The organism is Nocardia cyriacigeorgica (assembly GCF_029868385.1).
In the GTDB taxonomy this organism is placed as follows: domain Bacteria; phylum Actinomycetota; class Actinomycetes; order Mycobacteriales; family Mycobacteriaceae; genus Nocardia; species Nocardia cyriacigeorgica_F.
Window position 1 is genome coordinate 1 of record NZ_JARWNX010000054.1, and the last position, 18,897, is coordinate 18,897.

At 66.9% G+C, this 18,897-nt stretch carries 16 protein-coding genes and 1 tRNA gene; 4 read left to right on the plus strand and 13 right to left on the minus strand.

Annotated elements, in window-relative coordinates; all coding sequences use genetic code 11:
- The 5 genes from QH168_RS16775 to QH168_RS16795 all read right to left on the minus strand — a co-directional run.
- Positions 1–2,568, minus strand: a 2,568-nt coding sequence (locus QH168_RS16775; RefSeq protein ID WP_280235597.1) for an NAD-glutamate dehydrogenase domain-containing protein, incomplete at its 3' end; no start/stop codon positions are given.
- 97 nt (positions 2,569–2,665) lie between these two features.
- Positions 2,666–4,342: an energy-dependent translational throttle protein EttA gene (gene ettA, locus QH168_RS16780; RefSeq protein WP_280235598.1), complete on the minus strand. Its 1,677-nt coding sequence runs from the start codon at positions 4,340–4,342 to the stop codon at positions 2,666–2,668.
- Between the two features lie 72 nt (positions 4,343–4,414).
- Positions 4,415–4,930, minus strand: coding sequence for a single-stranded DNA-binding protein (locus QH168_RS16785; RefSeq protein ID WP_280235599.1), 516 nt, complete (start codon positions 4,928–4,930; stop codon positions 4,415–4,417).
- Between the two features lie 296 nt (positions 4,931–5,226).
- Positions 5,227–6,195, minus strand: coding sequence for a serine/threonine dehydratase (locus tag QH168_RS16790; protein WP_280235600.1), 969 nt, complete (start codon positions 6,193–6,195; stop codon positions 5,227–5,229).
- A complete protein-coding gene (locus QH168_RS16795) occupies positions 6,192–8,231 on the minus strand; it encodes a cytochrome c oxidase assembly protein (RefSeq protein WP_280235601.1) in 2,040 nt (679 codons plus the stop codon). Before QH168_RS16795 ends, QH168_RS16790 begins: the two co-directional genes overlap by 4 nt.
- 147 nt (positions 8,232–8,378) lie before the next feature.
- Here QH168_RS16795 and QH168_RS16800 point away from each other — a divergent pair.
- Positions 8,379–8,455, plus strand: a tRNA-Arg gene (locus QH168_RS16800).
- A gap of 388 nt (positions 8,456–8,843) precedes the next feature.
- On the opposite strand, the gene QH168_RS16805 is transcribed toward QH168_RS16800, so the two are convergent.
- From QH168_RS16805 to QH168_RS16830, 6 genes are all read right to left on the minus strand, one after another.
- Positions 8,844–8,972, minus strand: coding sequence for a hypothetical protein (locus QH168_RS16805; RefSeq protein ID WP_280235602.1), 129 nt, complete (start codon positions 8,970–8,972; stop codon positions 8,844–8,846).
- Positions 8,973–9,085: 113 nt separating this feature from the next.
- Positions 9,086–9,574, minus strand: a complete 489-nt coding sequence (locus QH168_RS16810) for a DinB family protein (RefSeq protein ID WP_280235603.1) — start codon at positions 9,572–9,574, stop codon at positions 9,086–9,088.
- Positions 9,575–9,904: 330 nt separating this feature from the next.
- Positions 9,905–10,774 carry an alpha/beta fold hydrolase gene (locus QH168_RS16815; protein WP_280235604.1) on the minus strand — a complete coding sequence of 290 codons (870 nt, stop codon included), beginning with the start codon at positions 10,772–10,774 and terminating at the stop codon, positions 9,905–9,907.
- Positions 10,775–10,983: 209 nt separating this feature from the next.
- Positions 10,984–11,307, minus strand: coding sequence for a hypothetical protein (locus tag QH168_RS16820; protein ID WP_280235605.1), 324 nt, complete (start codon positions 11,305–11,307; stop codon positions 10,984–10,986).
- Positions 11,308–11,490: 183 nt separating this feature from the next.
- Positions 11,491–12,603 carry a sensor histidine kinase gene (locus QH168_RS16825; RefSeq protein ID WP_280235606.1) on the minus strand — a complete coding sequence of 371 codons (1,113 nt, stop codon included), beginning with the start codon at positions 12,601–12,603 and terminating at the stop codon, positions 11,491–11,493.
- Positions 12,596–13,285, minus strand: coding sequence for a response regulator transcription factor (locus QH168_RS16830; RefSeq protein ID WP_280235607.1), 690 nt, complete (start codon positions 13,283–13,285; stop codon positions 12,596–12,598). The genes QH168_RS16825 and QH168_RS16830 overlap by 8 nt, the downstream gene beginning before the upstream one ends.
- 89 nt (positions 13,286–13,374) lie before the next feature.
- On the opposite strand from QH168_RS16830, the gene QH168_RS16835 reads away from it, so the two are divergent.
- Both QH168_RS16835 and QH168_RS16840 read left to right on the plus strand, forming a co-directional pair.
- Complete coding sequence (locus QH168_RS16835) at positions 13,375–13,971, plus strand: M15 family metallopeptidase (protein ID WP_280235608.1); 597 nt, start codon at positions 13,375–13,377, stop codon at positions 13,969–13,971.
- A complete protein-coding gene (locus tag QH168_RS16840; protein WP_280235773.1) occupies positions 13,971–15,311 on the plus strand; it encodes a DoxX family protein in 1,341 nt (446 codons plus the stop codon). Before QH168_RS16835 ends, QH168_RS16840 begins: the two co-directional genes overlap by 1 nt.
- 60 nt (positions 15,312–15,371) lie before the next feature.
- Here the strand turns inward: QH168_RS16840 and QH168_RS16845 are convergent, their stop codons facing one another.
- Both QH168_RS16845 and mmsB read right to left on the minus strand, forming a co-directional pair.
- The gene (locus QH168_RS16845) at positions 15,372–16,856 is read right to left on the minus strand and encodes a CoA-acylating methylmalonate-semialdehyde dehydrogenase (protein ID WP_280235609.1); all 1,485 of its coding nucleotides are present in this window, start codon (positions 16,854–16,856) and stop codon (positions 15,372–15,374) included.
- A gap of 28 nt (positions 16,857–16,884) precedes the next feature.
- Positions 16,885–17,778, minus strand: a complete 894-nt coding sequence (gene mmsB / locus QH168_RS16850) for a 3-hydroxyisobutyrate dehydrogenase (protein ID WP_280235610.1) — start codon at positions 17,776–17,778, stop codon at positions 16,885–16,887.
- 147 nt (positions 17,779–17,925) lie between these two features.
- Between mmsB and QH168_RS16855 the strand changes: the two genes are divergently transcribed.
- Positions 17,926–18,858, plus strand: a complete 933-nt coding sequence (locus QH168_RS16855; protein ID WP_280235611.1) for a LysR family transcriptional regulator — start codon at positions 17,926–17,928, stop codon at positions 18,856–18,858.
- Positions 18,859–18,897 lie beyond the last annotated feature (39 nt).

Genomic DNA, 18,897 nt, shown 5'->3' on the forward strand with positions numbered 1-18,897 from the left:
CACCGCCTGAGCCTTCACCAAACCCAGAATCTCGGTACGGAAATCCTCCAACCGATCCGACCACCGCAAACCACCACGCGCCACCGCACCGAACCGCAGATGCACACCCTCCACCCGCGGCGAATACACGAAGATCTCGAATTGTGGTCGCGGCTTGGGCAGTTCGGCGATCTCGCCCGGCTCGACCTTCATCGAGATGTAGTCCCGCGCGAGACCGTCGGCGTCGGTGACGTAGTAGTTGGTGCGCAGCGTCGCCGCGATCAGGCCGAGGATGGCCCGCAGGATGCGGTCGGCGTCCAGGCTCACCACCTGGTCGATCCGGCTCCGCACCTCCGCTTCCAACTGCGCCGCACGTTCGGCGGAATGGGTGTCGGGGTCGAACCTGGCCCCGAACAGCTCGGCGAACAGCCGCGCGGCCTCCGGATAGCTGAGCAGGACGCGGGCGATATTGGCCTGGCTGTACGGGAACCCGGCCTGTTGCAAGTACCGCGCATAGGTGCGCAGGATGGCCACTTCGCGCCACGGCATCCGCGCGCGCAGCACCAGTTCGTTCAACCCGTCGGCTTCGGCACGGCCGTACCAGACTGCGGCGAAGGCTTCGAGGAACCGCGACCGCAGCCCACGCGACCTGGCATCGAGGGCATCCGATCGGGCTGCCGATTCCAGCAGCTCGGCGTCCAGATCCTCGTCCAGCGCGCTACGCAGCAGTTCAGGCCGGGCGAGCAGACCGAAGTCGTAGATCCAGCGTTCGGCTGCCACCTCACCCGTGGCCGCCTCGAGCCGGATCTGGTACGGGCGTTCATCGATCACCTCGACACCGAGGCTCTGCAAGACCGGCAGCACCTGGCTCAGTGACACACCGGTGCCACCGATGTAGAGACTGAACCGCCACGATCCCGGCGCGGCACCGGGCTGGCGGTACAGGTACTGATCGATATCGCCTTCGGTCAGCCGCTCCAGCCGCGCGATATCGGCCAATGCCCGTGCGGGCTCGAAGTCTTGTTTGTACCCCTCGGGGAAGGCATCGGCGTAGCGATCGACCACGCCGGGATCGAGCACCGTCGAGGTGCTCACCGCGTCGTCGAGGTGGTCGTCCCAGGTATGACTGGCCTCGTCGAGCAGACGCTGGATGCGCAGCCTGTTGTCTTCGGAGGTATCGGCCATCATCGGCGCCCGCCCCCCGGCATCCGCCGCGACCGCGGGCATACGCACCGTGAAATACACGCTGGCGAGCTCACTTTCGCTCACCCGCGCGGAATAGTCGATGGACACCCCGCCCAGTTCCCGGACCAGGATCTCCTGCATCTCAAGGCGCACCGCGGTGGTGTAGCGATCGCGTGGCAGATACACCATGCAGGCGACGAACCGGCCGAAGCTGTCCGCCCGCATGAACAACCGCGCCTGCCTGCGCAGACTCACGTTCAGCACAGCGGTGGCCGTCCGGCGCAGCGTCTCGGTGTCGGAGGAGAACAGCTCGGTGCGTGGGAACGATTGGACGACCTCGAGCATCCCCTGCCCGGAGAACGAATCGAGATCGAATCCACTGTCCTCGATCACCGACCGCACCCGGCGCGAGATCACCGGAATGTCGAGCACGTTCTCGTGCACCGCGGTGACGGTGAAGACACCGATGAACAGATGCTGGCCGACAACCGAACCCGTGGCGTCGAGGTCGGCGACGCCGATGAAGTACGGGTACACCGAACGATGCACAGTGGCCGGGACGAGGCCCTGGGTGAGCATCAGCAGCGGCTGCTCACCGCTGGTCACGGGGACGTCGAAATCCGTACCGACGCCGGGACGCAACACACCGAGGCAGGAATCCGGGACGACCCGAGAGGCGGCGGTGGCATCGGCGTCCGTGCGGTATCGCGCGTAGCCGAGCACGGTGAAATGCCCACTCGCCAACCAGCGCAACAGATTCGCGCAATCGGTCAGATCGACCGAGGGGAAGGGCGCTGTTGCGGCGGCGGCGGCGCGGTCGAGTTCGTCGGCCAGGGTGCTCTGCGCCACCCGGATGGCGGCGGTATCGCCGATGACCTGCCGCACATCGGCCACCACATCCGGCATCGATGACTCGATCCGGTCGAGGACCGCGCGGCTCGTCGAGGGATGCAATTGCAGATGCATCCAACTTTCCCGCAGTCCGACGCCGCCGTTGGCATCGACCTCATGCGGTTTGGCGTCGATCAACCTGCCGTCGCCGTCGCGTTCGATCTCGAAGATCGGATGGATCACCTCGCTGACGCTGACCCCCATCCGGCTCAGCGACGAGGTGATCGACTCCACCAGCAGGGGCATATCGTCGGTGACCACCTGGACCGCGGCGCCGAGGCCGGACCCGTCGTCGGGGTGATACACCCGAACGAGGGCCCGGCCCGGAGCGCGAGTCATCGCCAGTTCCAGATGCCTGCGGAAGATCTGGGTGATCCCGGTGATCGCACAGTCCACATCGCCCGCGTCGACGTGGCGGAAGTATGCCTCTTCCAGGGCGGCGAGGTCGCCGCGCAATGGCTGCGGCAACCCCGCGACCCACGCCGCACTGGACAATTCGGACGAGACCGTCATTTTTTTCGCCAACTCCCTCGGATTCGGTTCCGCAACAAAGTGACGCCGGTCTCGACACTAGTCCCGCACCCGGGGCCGGTGGGCAAGAGCTTTGCGGTTACCCGCGAGTCAGCTTCCGGTGGGTGACGCGATGCGGCCGGGCTGCCTCGGGACCGAGCCGCTCGATCTTGTTCGCCTCGTAGGCTTCGAAGTTGCCCTCGAACCAGAACCACTTGGCGTCGTTGTCGGCATCGCCTTCCCAGGCCAGGATGTGGGTGCAGGTACGGTCGAGGAACCAGCGGTCGTGGGAGATGACCACGGCACAACCCGGGAACTGCTCGAGCGCGTTCTCCAGCGAACCGAGCGTCTCGACGTCCAGATCGTTGGTCGGCTCGTCGAGCAGGATCAGGTTGCCGCCCTGCTTGAGCGTCAGTGCCAGGTTGAGCCGGTTGCGTTCACCACCGGAGAGCACCCCGGCGGGCTTCTGCTGGTCGGGCCCCTTGAAGCCGAACGCGCTCACATAGGCGCGCGAGGGCATCTCCTGGTTGCCGACCTCGATGAAGTCCAGCCCGTCGGAAACCACCTGCCAGACGTTCTTCTTCGGGTCGATGCCCGCGCGGTTCTGGTCGACGTAGCTCAGCTTGACCGTCTCGCCGACCTTCACCTCACCGCTATCGGGCTGTTCCAGCCCGACGATGGTCTTGAACAACGTGGTCTTACCGACACCGTTGGGGCCGATCACGCCGACGATGCCGTTACGCGGCAGCGTGAACGACAGATCCTTGATCAGCTGACGATCGCCGAAGCCCTTGTCCAGATGCTCCACCTCGACCACCACATTGCCCAGGCGCGGCCCGGCCGGAATCTGGATCTCCTCGAAATCCAACTTCCTGTGCTTCTCGGCCTCGGCGGCCATCTCCTCGTAGCGGCCCAGACGCGCCTTGTTCTTGGCCTGGCGCGCCTTGGCACCGGAACGCACCCATGCGAGTTCGTCCTTGAGGCGCTTTTGCAGCTTCTGATCCTTCTTGCCCTGCACCTCCAGACGCTGGGCCTTCTTCTCCAGGTAGGTCGAATAGTTGCCCTCGTACGGGTAAGCACGGCCGCGGTCGAGCTCCAGGATCCACTCGGCGACGTTGTCGAGGAAGTACCGGTCGTGGGTGACGGCGAGCACGGCGCCGGGGTAGGAGGCCAGGTGCTGCTCGAGCCAGAGCACGCTCTCGGCATCGAGGTGGTTGGTCGGCTCGTCGAGCAGCAGCAGGTCGGGCTTGCTCAGCAGCAGCTTGCACAGCGCGACGCGGCGGCGCTCACCACCGGAGAGGTTGGTGACCGGCTCCTCCGGCGGCGGGCAGCGCAGCGCGTCCATGGCCTGTTCCAACTGGGAGTCGATATCCCAGGCGTCGGCGTGGTCGAGATACTCCTGCAACTTGCCCATCTCTTCCATGAGCTCGTCGGAGTAGTCGGTGGCCATGAGTTCGGCGATCTCGTTGAACCGGTCGAGTTTGACCTTCACCTCGCCGAGGCCCTCCTCGACGTTGCCGCGCACCGTCTTCTCCTCGTTGAGCGGCGGCTCCTGCTGCAAGATGCCGACCGTCGCGCCCGGAGCGAGGAAGGCGTCGCCGTTGTTCGGCTGATCCAGTCCGGCCATGATCTTCAGCACGCTGGATTTACCGGCGCCGTTCGGCCCGACGACACCGATCTTGGCGCCGGGAAGGAAGTTCAAGGTGACATCGTCGAGCACGACCTTGTCGCCGTGCGCCTTACGAACCTTCTTCATCTGGTAAATGAACTCAGCCATGGAAAGAGCCTATCGGTGCGAGGAATGACGGATCGAAGCAGAGCCAGCGCCTGCGCTCGGCACGCATACGCGTCAGGCGTCGACGGGTTCGTGGTCGGGAGTCCGGGGCGGTGCCAGCGCGGAGACCTCCGCGTCCACCTGCTGCCCGTCGCCCCCGTGCTCTGGACCATCAGCGCCTGAGTGCCCAGCAGTATTCCCCATCCCGACCGCTGCCGTGTTCGCGGCCTGGCGCCAGCGGTGCACCTGGGCCGTGCACCTGGACAGATCGGGGCCGACGGCGCTCGCGCGCATCTCCAGATCACGTCGGTCGAGGCCGTCGCGGGTGCGGTACTCGTTGGTCCGTAGCTGGCCGTGCGCGATGATCGGATCTCCGCGACCGATGGAGGCGTCCACGCCCGCGACCAGTTTGCGCCAGCAGCTGACCGTGAGGAACAGGGTCGCGCCGTCGACCCATTCGCCGGAACTCTGATCGAATCGGCGGGAGGTGCTCGCCATCCGGAAGGTCAGCACTTGCTCGCCACCGGGCAGTTCCCGGATGACCGGCTGGTTGACCACGGTTCCCACGACCGTCGATATCGCCTCGTACATTTCTCCACCCCTTCGTAGATGCCCCCATGGCCCGACCTGCGTGCCGGGCCGACACCGCTCACGAATGTCGCGGAACCCGCCGTTGCGCCGGATCCGCCGCCATCTTCAGCCGATGATCACCGCGAGCGACCTCTCCAGCATGCGCCGGAACCACCCCGGACGACAGTCGCTACACCCGTTCTGTGGATAACTCGTAAGCCTGTGAACAACCGGCGTTCCGCACGTCGACAGGGCACAACGGTCGGAGCCGAGCAGACTCGGCGACATCATCGCGTGCAGAGATACGCGGGCCGGACCTAGAAGGTCGTGAGGTCGGTATTCGCGCCGCAGAGCACCACCACCGGCCGCTCCCCCGCCGCCGGGACGTAGGCACCGCTGCGCACCGCGGCCAGCGCCGTGGCACCGGCCAGCTCGACCACGAGGCGGAACTCCCGCCACAGGTATTCCCGCGCGTCGGCGATGGCGTCATCGGTGACCAGCACCGATCCCACGTCGTACCGGCGCGCGACATCGAAGGCGATATCGCCGATCCGGGAGGCACCCAGCGCATCCGCGGCGATGCTCGACACCCCGACCGTGACCGGCCGTCCCGCGGCCATCGCGGCGTGCAGCGTCGGCACGCCCTCCGGCTCCACTCCGATCACCCGCTGTCTGCGGCCGAGCGCGGCGGCGATACCGGCCACCAGGCCGCCACCGCCGACGGCGACCAGCACCGGCGGCCTGCCACGCACCTGTTCTTCGAGCTCCAGCCCGACCACACCGGCACCGGCGACGACGGCGGGCAGGTCGTAGGCATGCAGTTGCAGCGCACGCCGCTCGATGGCGAGTTCGCTCGCGTATGCGTGCGCTTCGGCGTAGGTGGTGCCGTGCCACAGCACTTCGGCACCATAGGACCACATCGCGGCGACCTTGGTATGCGGCGCGGATTCGGGCACGACAACCGTGCACGTCTTACCGAGCGCCGCCGCGGCGAGGGCGGCCGCGATACCGGCATTGCCGCCGGAGGCGATCACCACATGGTCGGTATCGTCGCTCGATTCCAGTAGCGCGTTGAAGCTGCCGCGCGCCTTGAAAGTGCCGCCGTGTTGCAGATGTTCCAGCTTGAGCGTGACCGGTACCAGGCCGTGCGGACCCGTCACCGTGGTGTGGAAGACCGGTGTCCGGCGGATCCGGCCCGCCAGGCGCCTGCGCGCGGCGCGCACGTCCGAGCGGTACAACCGGGCGAACGGCCGCTGCTGTGGTGCCGAAGTGCGCTGATCGGTCATTTGCGCACCGCCCGGTCGCGTTCGGCCAGTTCGGCGAACATGGCGTTGTGCGCGGCGAGGTCGGCGTCGTGATCGCGTTCGGCCGCGCGATCGGTGCGCTGAGCCAACCGCTGATCACTGCGTGACCATTGGATGAGCAGGGCGAGCATCACTACCACCAGTGGTATCTCGCCGCTGGCCCAGGCCAGGCTGCCGCCGGTGCGCTGATCGCCGAGCAGATCGGTGTTCCAGTCCAGTCCGAGGCTGCGATAGAACCAGCCGCCGAGCACGGTGGTCGTGCTCATCAGGGCCACGCCGAAGAACGCGTGGAACGGCAGCGAACCGAACACCATGCCCAGTTTGGTCAGCGGCTGCACCTGTCTCGGCTTGGGGTCGATACCGATCACGACCCAATAGAACAGGTAGCCGCTCAACAAAAAGTGCAGATTCATCAGCAGATGCGCGGCGTGCGAGTCGACGAAACTGTCGAAGATTCCGCCCAGGTAGAGCGCGTAGAACCCGCCCACGAAGATGGCGGAGGCCACCACCGGCTGGGTCAGCGCCCGCGACACCGGATTGTGCACCGCCGCCAGGATCCATTCCCGCGGTCCAGGCACACCGCCGCGTCCGGCCGGTGGCAGGGCACGCAGAGCCAAGGTCACCGCGCCGCCGAGCGCCAGCAGGATCGGCACCAGCATCGATAGCGCCATATGCGCGCCCATGTGCACGCTGAACATGGCGGGCCCGTACCGTCCGACGCCCGACGAGGTGGTGAACAGCAGGATCGCGCAGCCCGAGAGCCAGGCGATGGTACGTCCGATCGGCCAGGCATCGCCGCGGGCGCGCAACCGCCGAACCCCGAGCAGATACAAGGCCGCGAGCACGATCGACACGGTGCCGAAGATCAGATCGAAGCGCCAATCGAACAGCAGCCGCGACACCGTTGGCGGTCCGGCCAGCTCGTAACCGAGTTCCACCTCGACCGGTGTCGGTACGGTGCGCGGCGGCGGTGGCGGGGTCCGGCCGAGCCCGGCGGCGAGGCCGAAGGTCGCGGCGAAGATCAGCACCTCGACCGCAGCGAAGCGGATGAGCGCGGACCGGTCCTTGGGGTCGGCGGCCAGCGCGGGCAGCGCGGCGCGGCGCTGCAAGTAGCCGAAGACACCGAGCACGATCAGCGCGGCGGCCTTGGCCAGTACCAGGCGGCCGTAGGTGCTGGTGAACAGTTCGTCCAGTGGTACCCGCACCCAGGAATTGATCACGCCGCTGGCGGCGATGACGAGGAACGCCACCGTCGCGATCCCCGAGAACCGGCGGGCGGCGAGATCGGTGTGGGTGCCGTCGCGCAGCGCGTGGGCCAGTACCGCGAACAGGCCGCCCACCCAGATCGCCGCCGACACCAGGTGCAGGATCAGGCTGTTGGTGGCGATGTCGTGCGAGCCGCCGGAGGAGGAATGTCCGGTGAACGCCAACGGCATCATGGTGGCGATGGCGCCGCCGAACAGCACCGGAGTCCAGCCCCAGCGCAGTGCCAGGCGGCAGCCGACCGCGACGATCAACGCGAAGACCACCGTGGTGCGCCAGGCACCGGCGAGTGCGACCTGATCGATCGCCTGCCACAGTTCGGTCGGCGCGAGCAGTTCCCGCACCGGACGGCCCGTGGTGTCGGACACGGTCAGCGGCACCAGCAGCGCGGCACAGCAGGCCCAGGCCAGCGCCATGTTCGACGCCCGGCGCACCGCGCGATAGCCGCCGACGTCGAGTAGCCCGCTCGTTTGCGGTGGGATGAGGAATGCTGCGAACAGCAATGAGCCGACAGTGAGCGCCGCGAACAGATCCGACAGCGCGCGCACCGCGGGCATACCGTAGGTGGTCAGCGGCCCCGGATCGGGAATGCCGAGCAGCGTCAGCGCCTCGGCGGCCGACAACCCGACCACCAGCGCGGCCACCACCGCGGTGATCGCACCGGCCATGACGGTCAGCGCCGCGAAGGTGGCCGCCGAGCCCGGCCGAGAGATCTCGACATCGGTTTCGGTGGACAGGCCTAGCGGTGACGACATACGACTGAGGGTAGTCGGCAGCGTCCATCCGGCGTGTCCGGCCCGGCGCGCCCACCTCGTCCCACGCTCACCGACCGGCCGAGCTGGACGGTCGCTATACTTTCTGGCTGGACACCACGGTCGAAGTCGGCAATGGTGGAAACCACTGCCTCCGTAGCTCAGTTGGATAGAGCAAGGGCCTTCTAATCCCTAGGTCGCAGGTTCGATTCCTGCCGGGGGCGCCAGAGAGATGGGACCGCCGTCACCCACCCGGGTGACGGCTTCCCGCGCTGGTCGTCGGTGTCAGTGGCTGCTGCGCCTGGCTGGCGAGTCGACTACGGCGGTCATGTGAGTTGCGACGAGCGTGGCCCGGTGGTGGGTTGTTCGTGGGTCTGGTTGTATCGGATCTCCCGTCGTAGGACGTCGGCGAACAGCTGCGCGCCGGTTCGGCAGGCAATCTCCTAGACGGCTGGGTACCCATTCGGTCGCTCTTCAATCAAGCCCGGGTTCGGTGCGGCGGTAGGTTCTCGAGCTTGTCCGGCGGTGCTCACCGAACGCGGAGTTCGGTGCGCCGCCCGGTGCTCCGATGGCCGATTGCCTATTTCTCGTCGGTCGGCTGCTGTTGAGCTGTGATCAGAAATCACCACAGTCGAACTGAAATTCGGTCAGTCGATGCAGACTGGTCAGGGTGTCGTGATGGTCGGCGCCCAGCACGCGAGTCTGGTCGGCGATCAGCTGCTCGTAGTCGGAAACAATGCTCACCCTGCCCACGGTACGACCGGAAAGGCAATTTTCTCAGCACTTTTCGGCGCATGCAGACTGAGCTGGCGCCCGTGGCGATGGCGGGATCGGGCAGTGGCAACCTGCCGACCCGTTCACCGTGCCGGTTTGTCGATCTGTTCGCGGAGGATGTCGCCGTGACCTGCGTGCCTGGCGAACTCTTCGATCATGGCGAGCAGGGTCCAGCGCATGCTGACGGTGCCTTCGCCCGGGATGTCGATGGTGTCGTCGAGGTCGAAGCGGGACGCGATCGTTCGTGATCGTGTGCTCGCCCGTTCGAATTCCGCGATGACGTCGGTGAGTGGTTCGTCGTCGGCGACGGCGAAGGTGCCTTCGTCGCGGCGCGAGTAGCCGTCGCATTCGGATTCGTCGAGTCCTGCCCAGAATCGTTGGAACCAGATCCGTTCCGCGGCGGCGGCATGTTTGATCAGGGAGATCGGTGTGGTCAGTGACGCGACGAGTCGTCGCCGGGCGTCGGTGTCGGACAGTCCGCGGACGGTGTCGATGAGTGCTTCGCGGTTGCGGTCGAGCACGTTCTCGATGACGGTGCGCTCCACGCCGTCGGTAATCCTGTTGATAGTCATGAGGTTTCACTCCATTCTGTCGTGTGGTCGAGAGACCGTCGGACGAGCCGAACGACACGAGACGGCCTGACGGTGATCTCGGAGGGTGGACGAAACGTCCGATGTCCGGCAATGACCGGAGAGGAGGGGCGTGCGATGTGCTCGTGGCGACGAGTGTGCGCGGAGCATGGCGAGCGGGCATCGGCACCGCGGTCCAGGCCTGTCGGAAGGCACTGTCGCCTTGGTCAGGATAGCGCAGGGTGCCCACCCCGCGGGCAGTATCCGACGCTGCGGTGCAGGCCGCCGAACGGTCCCCGCGATCATTTTCGCGAGGACCGTTCGGTTATCGGATCACACCGATGCGGTCAGCAGGTCGGCGATCTCGGCCGCGCGGTAGATGAACCCCGCATGGGTCGTATCGAGACTGTGGACGTCGAACCTGTTGCCGGGTGTCGACGCGTCGGCCTCCGCGATGAGACGGTCCTGCATGGCGAGCGGAATCGATCGATCGCCGGTCAGGCGGACGAAGGTGCGCGCGACGGTTCCCCAGGTCTCGGGGTCGGCGGTGGCATCGTCGGTCATCGCCGCCAACGACTCGTCGGGTTGCAGGATATCGAGGAACGCCATGAACTCCGCGTCGGTGCGGTCGGCCATGGTCGCCTCCTTCAATCCCCGGAGCAGCTCCGGATCGGCGGTCCGGTAGTTCGCCCGGCCCGCGCCGAGTGCCGGGTCACCGACGTTCAATCCGGCCAGTTCCGGCAGCACACTGTCCGCGAATTCGGGTTCGGACATGTACGCCACCGGGCTCGGCCGTGTGGTGCACACCCAGGCGGAGATGTAGACCAGCCGGTCGATCAGATGCGGGGCCCGGTTCGCGGCCACGGTGATCGTCGTCCCACCGAGACTCGCGCCGACCAGCACGACGGGTCCGTGCTCGTGCAGTCGGACGACGGCGTCGAGCACGGTGGCCACGTTGTCGGCCAGGCCGACCTCGGCCAGCGTGGACGGGGTGGTGGCGAGGGCCGCCAAGTCCTGCGGCGCCTGATAGGCGGGCAGATACTGGGCGTCGAGTCCGTGACCGGGCAGGTCGACGGCGTAGGTGCGGTGGCTGCGGAGCGCGAGTTCGCGTTGTACGGAGGTCCACATGAACGAGCTGGTACCCGAACCGTGCACGAGGACGAACGTCGGGCGCGCCGAAGACGCGTGGGAAAAGGCAGTCATGCGAGAGACTTTCGTGTCGAAGGTGACGTACTCGTCGGCGACACGTCCGGCCCGCAGCACAGGGGCGGCTGGGACGGAGTCCGGCCTCGTAAGGCGGAAGGGTGCGCCGACTACGCGGCGCGCACGCGCATGAACTCGATCAACATGGTCGGTACCTTACCGCAGACCCGGTACCGGGATTCCGGTACCGAGCCGCGTGTGCGCCGATGTCAGGCGCAGGTGCGACCGTTCCACACGGTGCCCTTTTCGCATTGGGCGGTCGGCGGCGCGGCCTTCGTGGTCGTCGGTTGCCCCGAGGGGCCCGGCTTCCTGGTCGGCGTCCCCCGCGTGGGCGGCCCGCTCTTCACGGTCGGTGCGGGTTTCGTCGACGTGACGGGTTTGCTGACGGCGACGGTGCCGTCCCGGAATTCGGCGCAGGCACTGTGCCGTGGGCAATCCGACGCATCGGCGGTATCGCCCATGGCGGTCCCGACAGCGAGCAGACCTCCCCAGACGGCAGCGACGGTCCCGATCATCACCATGGTTCTACGCACGATATCCACTCCTCGATTCGGCTGGAACGGCAAGAATTCACTGACCGTACAAGCCGCGCACCCGCGCGCCGTTCGCCCCGGATAAGCGTGTCGCCGAACCGGAAACGTGATGATCACACCTGACGCTGACGGCCGGGCGGTGAAGCGATTCCTCCACGGCATCGGGATATCGCGGCTGTTCGTTCACCGCTGCACCCCGTCGGGTCCGGTCGCCGCGCCCGGACGTGCGGGAAGTCGGACCATGACGCGAAGCCCACCGCGGGGGCGCGGGGCCAGTGTGAGGGTGCCCCCGTGCGCTCGGGCGATGCTGTCGACGATGGCCAACCCGAGACCGACACCCGCGCGATGGGTGCGGATGCGTCCGGCGCCGCGCCGAAACGGCTCGGCGAGGGTGGCAACCACCTGCGCAGTGAGCACCTCACCGGTGTTCTCGACGACCAGCACCACACCGTCGGGCTGAACACCGGTTCCGACCCATACCGCGCCTTGTCCAGAGAGATTGTGGACGATCGCGTTGTGCACGAGGTTCGTCGTCAGCTGGAGCAGGAGGGCGGGCGAGCCCATGGTCGGGGTGATATCGCCGGAGGTCTCGAGGGTGATGCCGTGCGCTTCCGCCAGGGGCAGCAGCGTTTCGGTGGCTTCTTCGGCGAGGAGGGACAGGTCGACGGGCTCCCGGGTGAATGACCGTTGGTCGGCGCGGCTGAGCAGGAGCAGGGCTTCGGTGAGGTCGATCGCTCGGGTGTTGACGGCCTGGAGGCGGTCGACCAGTTCGTCGCTGTCGTGGTCGCGATCATTGCGGGCCACATCGAGCAGTGTCCGTGTGATCGCCAGCGGGGTGCGCAGTTCGTGGGAGGCATTGGCCGCGAACCTCTGCTGTTCGGCGACGTGGGCCTCGAGCCGGGCGAGCATCGCGTCGAAGGTGTCGGCGAGTTCGCGCAATTCGTCGCCGCGGCCCGGCAGCCGGATCCGGTGCGAGAGCGATCCGTTCGCCGCCATACGGGCGGCGGCGGTGATGCGGGTCAGCGGGGCGAGCATCCGACCGGCGAGAATCCAGCCGCCGAGCAGACCGAACAGCAGCAGGAAGACCAACACGACCGCCATGAACGGTGCGAACGAGCGCAGCAGCAGTGGGCGGTCGATCCAGAAGTTGCCGGTGGTATTGATCCACCCGGCGGGCAGGAAGTACAGGTAGAAGATCAGCACGGCGGCCAGCAGCAGGACACCGGCCACCATGAGGAAACCGGCGTAGCTGAGGGTCAGTTTGAGGCGAACGCTCAATCCGGGGGCTCTAGCCACGGTCGGCTCCTTCCCGCCCGGTATCGGCGTCGATGCGGTAGCCGACCCCGGCGACGGTGGCGATGATCCACGGTTCGCCGAGACGTTTGCGCAGCGCCGAAACGGTGATGCGCACGGCGTTGGTGAACGGGTCGGCGTTCTCGTCCCACGCCCGTTCCAAGAGTTCTTCGGCGCTCACCACGCCGCCCTCGGCGGCGACGAGAACCTCGAGCACGGCGAATTGTTTGCGGGTCAGCGCGATATAGCGGCCGGCGCGGTAGACCTCGCGGCGGAACGGGTCCACCCGCAGACCCGCGATCTCCCGCACGGGTGGTCTGCTGTGCGCGCGCCTGCGGTCGAGCGCTCGGAGGCGCAGGACGAGTTCGCGGAGCTCGAAGGGCTTGGTGAGGTAGTCGTCGGCGCCGAGTTCGAACCCGCTCGCTTTGTCGTCGAGCCGGTCAGCGGCGGTGAGCATCAGGATCGGCATACCGCTACCGGAGGCGACGATGCGTTCGGCGATCTCGTCGCCGGATGGGCCGGGGATATCGCGGTCGAGGACGGCGATGTCGTAGGCGTTGACGCCCAACAGTTCCAGCGCGGTGTCGCCGTCGCCCGCGATATCGGCAGCGATCGCCTCCAGGCGCAGCCCATCACGAATGGCGGCCGCCAAATAGGGTTCGTCCTCGACGATCAGTACGCGCATAGACCCTCGATCCTCCCAGCCGTGGTGTATCGCCGGTGTATCGAAAACCGCATACGGGCCGATAACGCCACGCGGCCTTGACTGAGGGCATGAACTACCGTCAACCAGCACGAACAGGTCCCCGGCCGACTGTCCTTGCGGCACTGATGGTCGGCTGCGCCCTGCTCATCGGTGTCCTCGCGTACAAGCCACTCGCGTCCCTGGCGCCCTCGGCCGTATCGTCGGTCGGCGTACCGCCCGGCTTACACCATGATCCCCCCGGCGTCTCGGTCTTCGCCGACGACATTCCGTCGGTGGCACATCTCGATCCCGATCTACGCGATGCCCTGCGCCGAGCTGCTACCGACGCCGCGGAGGAGGGCATCGAACTGGTCGTCAACAGCGGCTGGCGTTCCCCGGAGTACCAGGCGCAACTACTGCGGGAAGCGGTGTCGACGTACGGCTCGGAAACCGAGGCCGCCCGATGGGTGGCGACTCCCGACACGTCCGCTCATGTGTCGGGCGACGCTGTCGATATCGGACCCACCACGGCCACGACGTGGCTGTCCGCGTACGGCGCCGGGTACGGGCTGTGCCAGATCTACGCGAACGAGCCGTGGCACTACGAACTGCGGCCCGACGCCGTCGACTACGGCTGCCCGGCCCCGTATGCCGACCCCACCGAGGACCCGAGGATGCGGCAGTGATCGGCACGCACGTCGCCGACCGCGTCACCACACCGCCGGACTGGCGTCCGTCGACGCGCCTGGTGTTCCGTTTCTGCGTCGTCTATTTCGGCCTGTTCTGTCTGCTCGTCACCCCGATCCCGTTGGCGCTGCTCGGGGTCCTCGGCCGCTGGGTCCCCGGCCACAACGGACCATGGGGCCCGACCGTGACCGACCCCGTCACCAGCTGGGTGGGCGAAACGCTGTTCGGAGTCGACGCGGCGCTGCTCACGGATTCCGGCGCGGGTGACCAGACGGCCGTCTGGGTGCTGGTGTTCTGCCTCCTGGTCGTCGCGGTGGTGGCGACCGCGGTGTGGACCGCGTTCGACCGCCGGACCGCCTACCCCGGGCTGCTGGCCTGGTTCACGCTGTTGCTGCGGCTGTGCCTGGGCGGGCAGATGTTGTCGTTCGGGATGGCCAAGCTCATCCCCAACCAGATGCCGGGCCCCGGCCTCGCGCAGCTGCTACAGCCGTACGGCAGCTTCAGCCCCATGTCGGTGCTGTGGCTACAGGTGGGCAGCTCCCCCGCGTACGAGATGGCCCTCGGTGCGGTGGAAGTCGTTGCCGGGCTGGCGCTTTTCGTACCACGAACATCCGTGCTCGGCGCCGCACTGAGTCTGGCGAGCACGGCGCAGATCCTGCTGATGAACCTGACGTTCGATGTCCCGGAGAAGCTGCTCTCCTCGCATCTGCTGCTGATCAGCCTGGTCCTGCTCGCCCCGTATCTCCGGCGACTGGCCGATGTGTTCGTACGACAACGCGGGTGCGCACCGCTGCGCCAACCCGCGCTGTTCGCCGACGACCGGAAAAACCGCATCGCGGCCTGGCTTCAGATCGCCCTCGGCCTCTGGGTCGTACTGAGCGGCAGCTACGACAACTGGCGGGTCTGGCAGCAACAGCACGGTGCCGCGAGCCCGAGATCCGAGCTGTACGGAATCTGGGAGGTACGCGAATTCACCGTGGACGGAAGGCCGGTGCCACCGCTGACGACTGATGCGAACCGTTGGCAGCGCCTCGTTTTCGACGACCCGGAGGAAGCGACCTACCAACGGATGAACGGCGAACTGGTGCCTGCACGCGCCGATTTCCTCCCCGACGGGCAGCTGCAACTCACCACCGTGCCGGATATGACCGACACAACGGCCGCGCGGCCACCATTCGCGACCCTGTCTGCCGAGAGACCCACCCCGGACCGACTGATTCTCGACGGGAACCTGTATGACCGCCCGGTGACGATCACCCTGGAACGCGTGGATCCGAACAGCTTCACCTTGCGCAGCCGCGGGTTCCACTGGGTGCAGGACCACCCGTACTTCCGATGATCAGAGCCGATATCGCACAGCCCGCCGGACGATTCCGGCGGGCTGAACGAGACGAGCGGATCAGGCGTTGGCCGGGAAACCCAGATTGATCTGACTCTCCGACGGCTCGGGCCAGCGGGTGGTGACCACCTTGCTGCGGGTGTAGAAGTGGATGCTCTCCGGGCCGTAGATGTGGGTGTCACCGAACAGCGACTTCTTCCAGCCGCCGAAGGAGTAGGCGCCGACCGGTACCGGGATCGGCACATTGACCCCGACCATGCCGACTTCCACGTCGTATTCGAACTGGCGGGCGGACTTACCATCGCGGGTGAAGATGGCGACACCGTTGCCGTAGTAGTTGTCGTTGACCAGATCGACGGCTTCCTGATAACTGTCGACCCGCACTACCGCGAGGACGGGACCGAAGATCTCCTCGTCGTAGACCTTCATACCCGGACGGACCTCATCGATCAGGCTGACACCGATGAAGAAACCATCCGAATCGAACAGCTGCTGACGTCCATCCACCACGACCTTCGCACCGTCGCCCGCCGCGCCCGCCACATAGGAGGCAACCCGATCCCTGGCCTCCTTGGTGATCAGCGGACCCATCTCCGACTGCGGATCCGAGCCCGGCCCGATCCGCAGCGCCCGCACCCGCTCGGTGATCTTGTCGATCAGCGGATCCGCTACCGCACCGACGGCCACCAGCACCGATACCGCCATACACCGCTCACCCGCGGAGCCGTAGGCCGCCGAGACCGCCGCGTCGGCGGCCGCGTCGAGGTCGGCGTCGGGCATGACCACCATATGGTTCTTCGCCCCGCCCAACGCTTGTACGCGCTTACCGCGGTCGGAGGCCCTGCGGTAGACGGCCTCGGCAATGGGCGTCGACCCGACGAAACTCACCGCGGCCACATCGTCATCATCGATGAGCGCGTCGACGGCCTCTTTATCGCCGTGGACGACGTTGAGCACGCCGTCGGGCAGTCCCGCCGCGCTGAACAGCTCCGCGAGCAACACCGCCGCCGAGGGATCCTTCTCACTCGGTTTGAGGATGACGGTGTTACCGCAGGCGATGGCCGAGGACACCATCCACAGCGGCACCATCGCCGGGAAGTTGAACGGCGTGATGCACGCGACGACCCCGACCGGTTGCTTCACCTGATGCACATCGACACCAGCGGCCACCTGCTCGGAATAGTCACCTTTGAGCAGATGGGTGAGCCCGGCGACGAATTCGACGTTCTCCACACCGCGCGCGATCTCGCCCATCGCGTCGGCGACGGTCTTACCGTGTTCGGCGGAGATGATGCGCGCCAGTTCCTCGCGCCGCTCCCCGATCAGCTGGCGCAGCCGGAAGAAGACATCCGAACGTCGGATGAGGCCGGTGGCGCGCCAACCGGGCAGTGCGTTCTTGGCGAGCTGGACCGCGTCGGCGACTTCGGGCGCGGAGGCGAAGACCACCTCGGCGGTCTGCTCGCCGGTCGCGGGATCGAACACCGGCCCGGTGCGCGCACCGGTATCGATGCGTTTGCCGTTGAGGTAATGCGGAATACGGTTCATTGCCTGCGTCTTTCGGCTCGATGGCTAATCAGGAGATGGTGTCGTCGATGTGTTTGACGATCAGCGTGCAATCGCGGTCACCGAGACCGCTGTCGACGAGATCCTGGAGCTGACCCGCGACGATGCTCGCGGTCGGCAGCGGGGTGCCGGTGGATTCGCCCGCCCGCAGCGCCAATCCGATGTCCTTGTTGGCCAGGCTCGCGGCGAAGGTGGGATCGAATCCGTTGTTGGCAGCCGATGTCTCGACGATCCCCGGCACCGGATACCAGGTCCGCAGGGCCCACGAATCGGCCGAGGACACCGAGGCCACATTCCAGAACACCTGCGGATCGAGTCCGAGCCGCTCGGCCAGTACCGCGCCCTCGGCGCATCCGGCCAGATTGATCAGCAGCATCATGTTGTTGCAGATCTTGGCGGCCTGCCCCGAGGTCGCGCCTCCGGTTTGGATGATGTTGCGGCTCATGGGCTCCACCAGTTCGGCGGCCGCGTCGACGGCATCGGGTTCGCCGCCGAGCATGAAGGTGAGGGTCGCGGCGGCGGCGCCGCTGATCCCACCGGAGACCGGGGCGTCGACGAACCGGAATCCGCGCGACCGCGCGATCTCGTGCAGCGCGGCGGCGGTGTCGATATCGATGGTCGAGCTGTCCACCAGCAGCGCCGACGAATCTGCCTGGGCGAGAATACCATCCGGCCCCTCATACACCGCACGGACATTCTCGCCCTTCGGCAGCATCGTGAACACCGCGTCCACGCCCTGTACGGCCTCGGCAACCGACGCACAGGGCTTCACCCCATTTCCGGCCGCGGCGGCGAGCGCCTCGGCATTCAGGTCGAAGCCGTGGACGGTATGGCCCTTAGCCACCAGATTCGCCGTCATGGGGTTGCCCATATGGCCGAGGCCGATCCACGCGATTGTTGCCATCGTCTAGCTCCATCCTGCTGTCGCTTGGCAAGAAATAAGTGATGCAGGCCACGCTATGGGACGCTCGGTATAAAGATCAATGCAGTTCGAGACCTACTTTTGCAGCAATGGGCTGCAAATTTGCAGCCGCCGTGGTGTGATCGTCGGATGACCGCGGAGCGCCGACATATGGCCGGTGGCCAGCCCAATCCCGACGATCTGCTGGTCATGCTCGCGGTGGCGCGGCTGGGTAAGTTCTCCGCGGCCGCCGATGCGCTCGGCGTGAACTCCACCACGGCGTCCCGGCGTATCGCCGCGTTGGAGAAGGCGATGGGCGGCCGGGTGCTCGTACGTGGTTCCGGTGGGTGGGAACTCACCGAATTGGGCCGTGGCGCCTTGGTTGTGGCGGAGGAGATCGAGCGCTCGCTACAGCAACTGGCCACTCCCGCACAGATGCAACGCGACGGTGTGAGCGGTCTGGTGCGGATCGCGGCCTCGGACGGATTCGCGGTCCGCTTCGCCGTGCCCGCGCTGGCGCGGCTCCAGGAAAACCATCCCCGCCTGTCGGTGGAGTTGATCAGCGCCACCCGTCGGGTCCGGCAGAACCGGTCCGGCGTCGATCTGGAGATCGTCGCCGGACGCCCGGACGTGCATCGCGCAATCGCCCGCTTCCTCACCCACTACCACCTCGGCTTGTACGCCAGCGAGAGCTATCTCGCCCGCCACGGCAGCCCCGCCGCACTGGCCGATCTGGCCGACCACCGCCTGATCTACTACATCGAATCCGCCCTCCAGGTCGACGAATTGGACCTGGCCGCCAAACTGCTACCCCAACCGGCCACCAGCCTGCGCTCCACCAGCGTCTTCGCCCACGTCGAAGCCACCGTCGCCGCAGCCGGAATCGGTATCCTGCCGGTGTACCTGGCCGATGAACGACCCGAGCTACGACGACTGCTGCGCGCGGAGTTCGACCCGGAGATCTCCTACTGGTCGGTGGCGCGCGAAGAGTCGCTGCGCAGCAACGCCGTTCGCGCGGTACTCACCGCCCTACGCGCCGAGGTCGAATCGCGGGCGGCCGAGCTGCGCGGGCGCCTCGGCTAACGGCGCCGGTGACGATGACGACACACTGGACAGACGGAC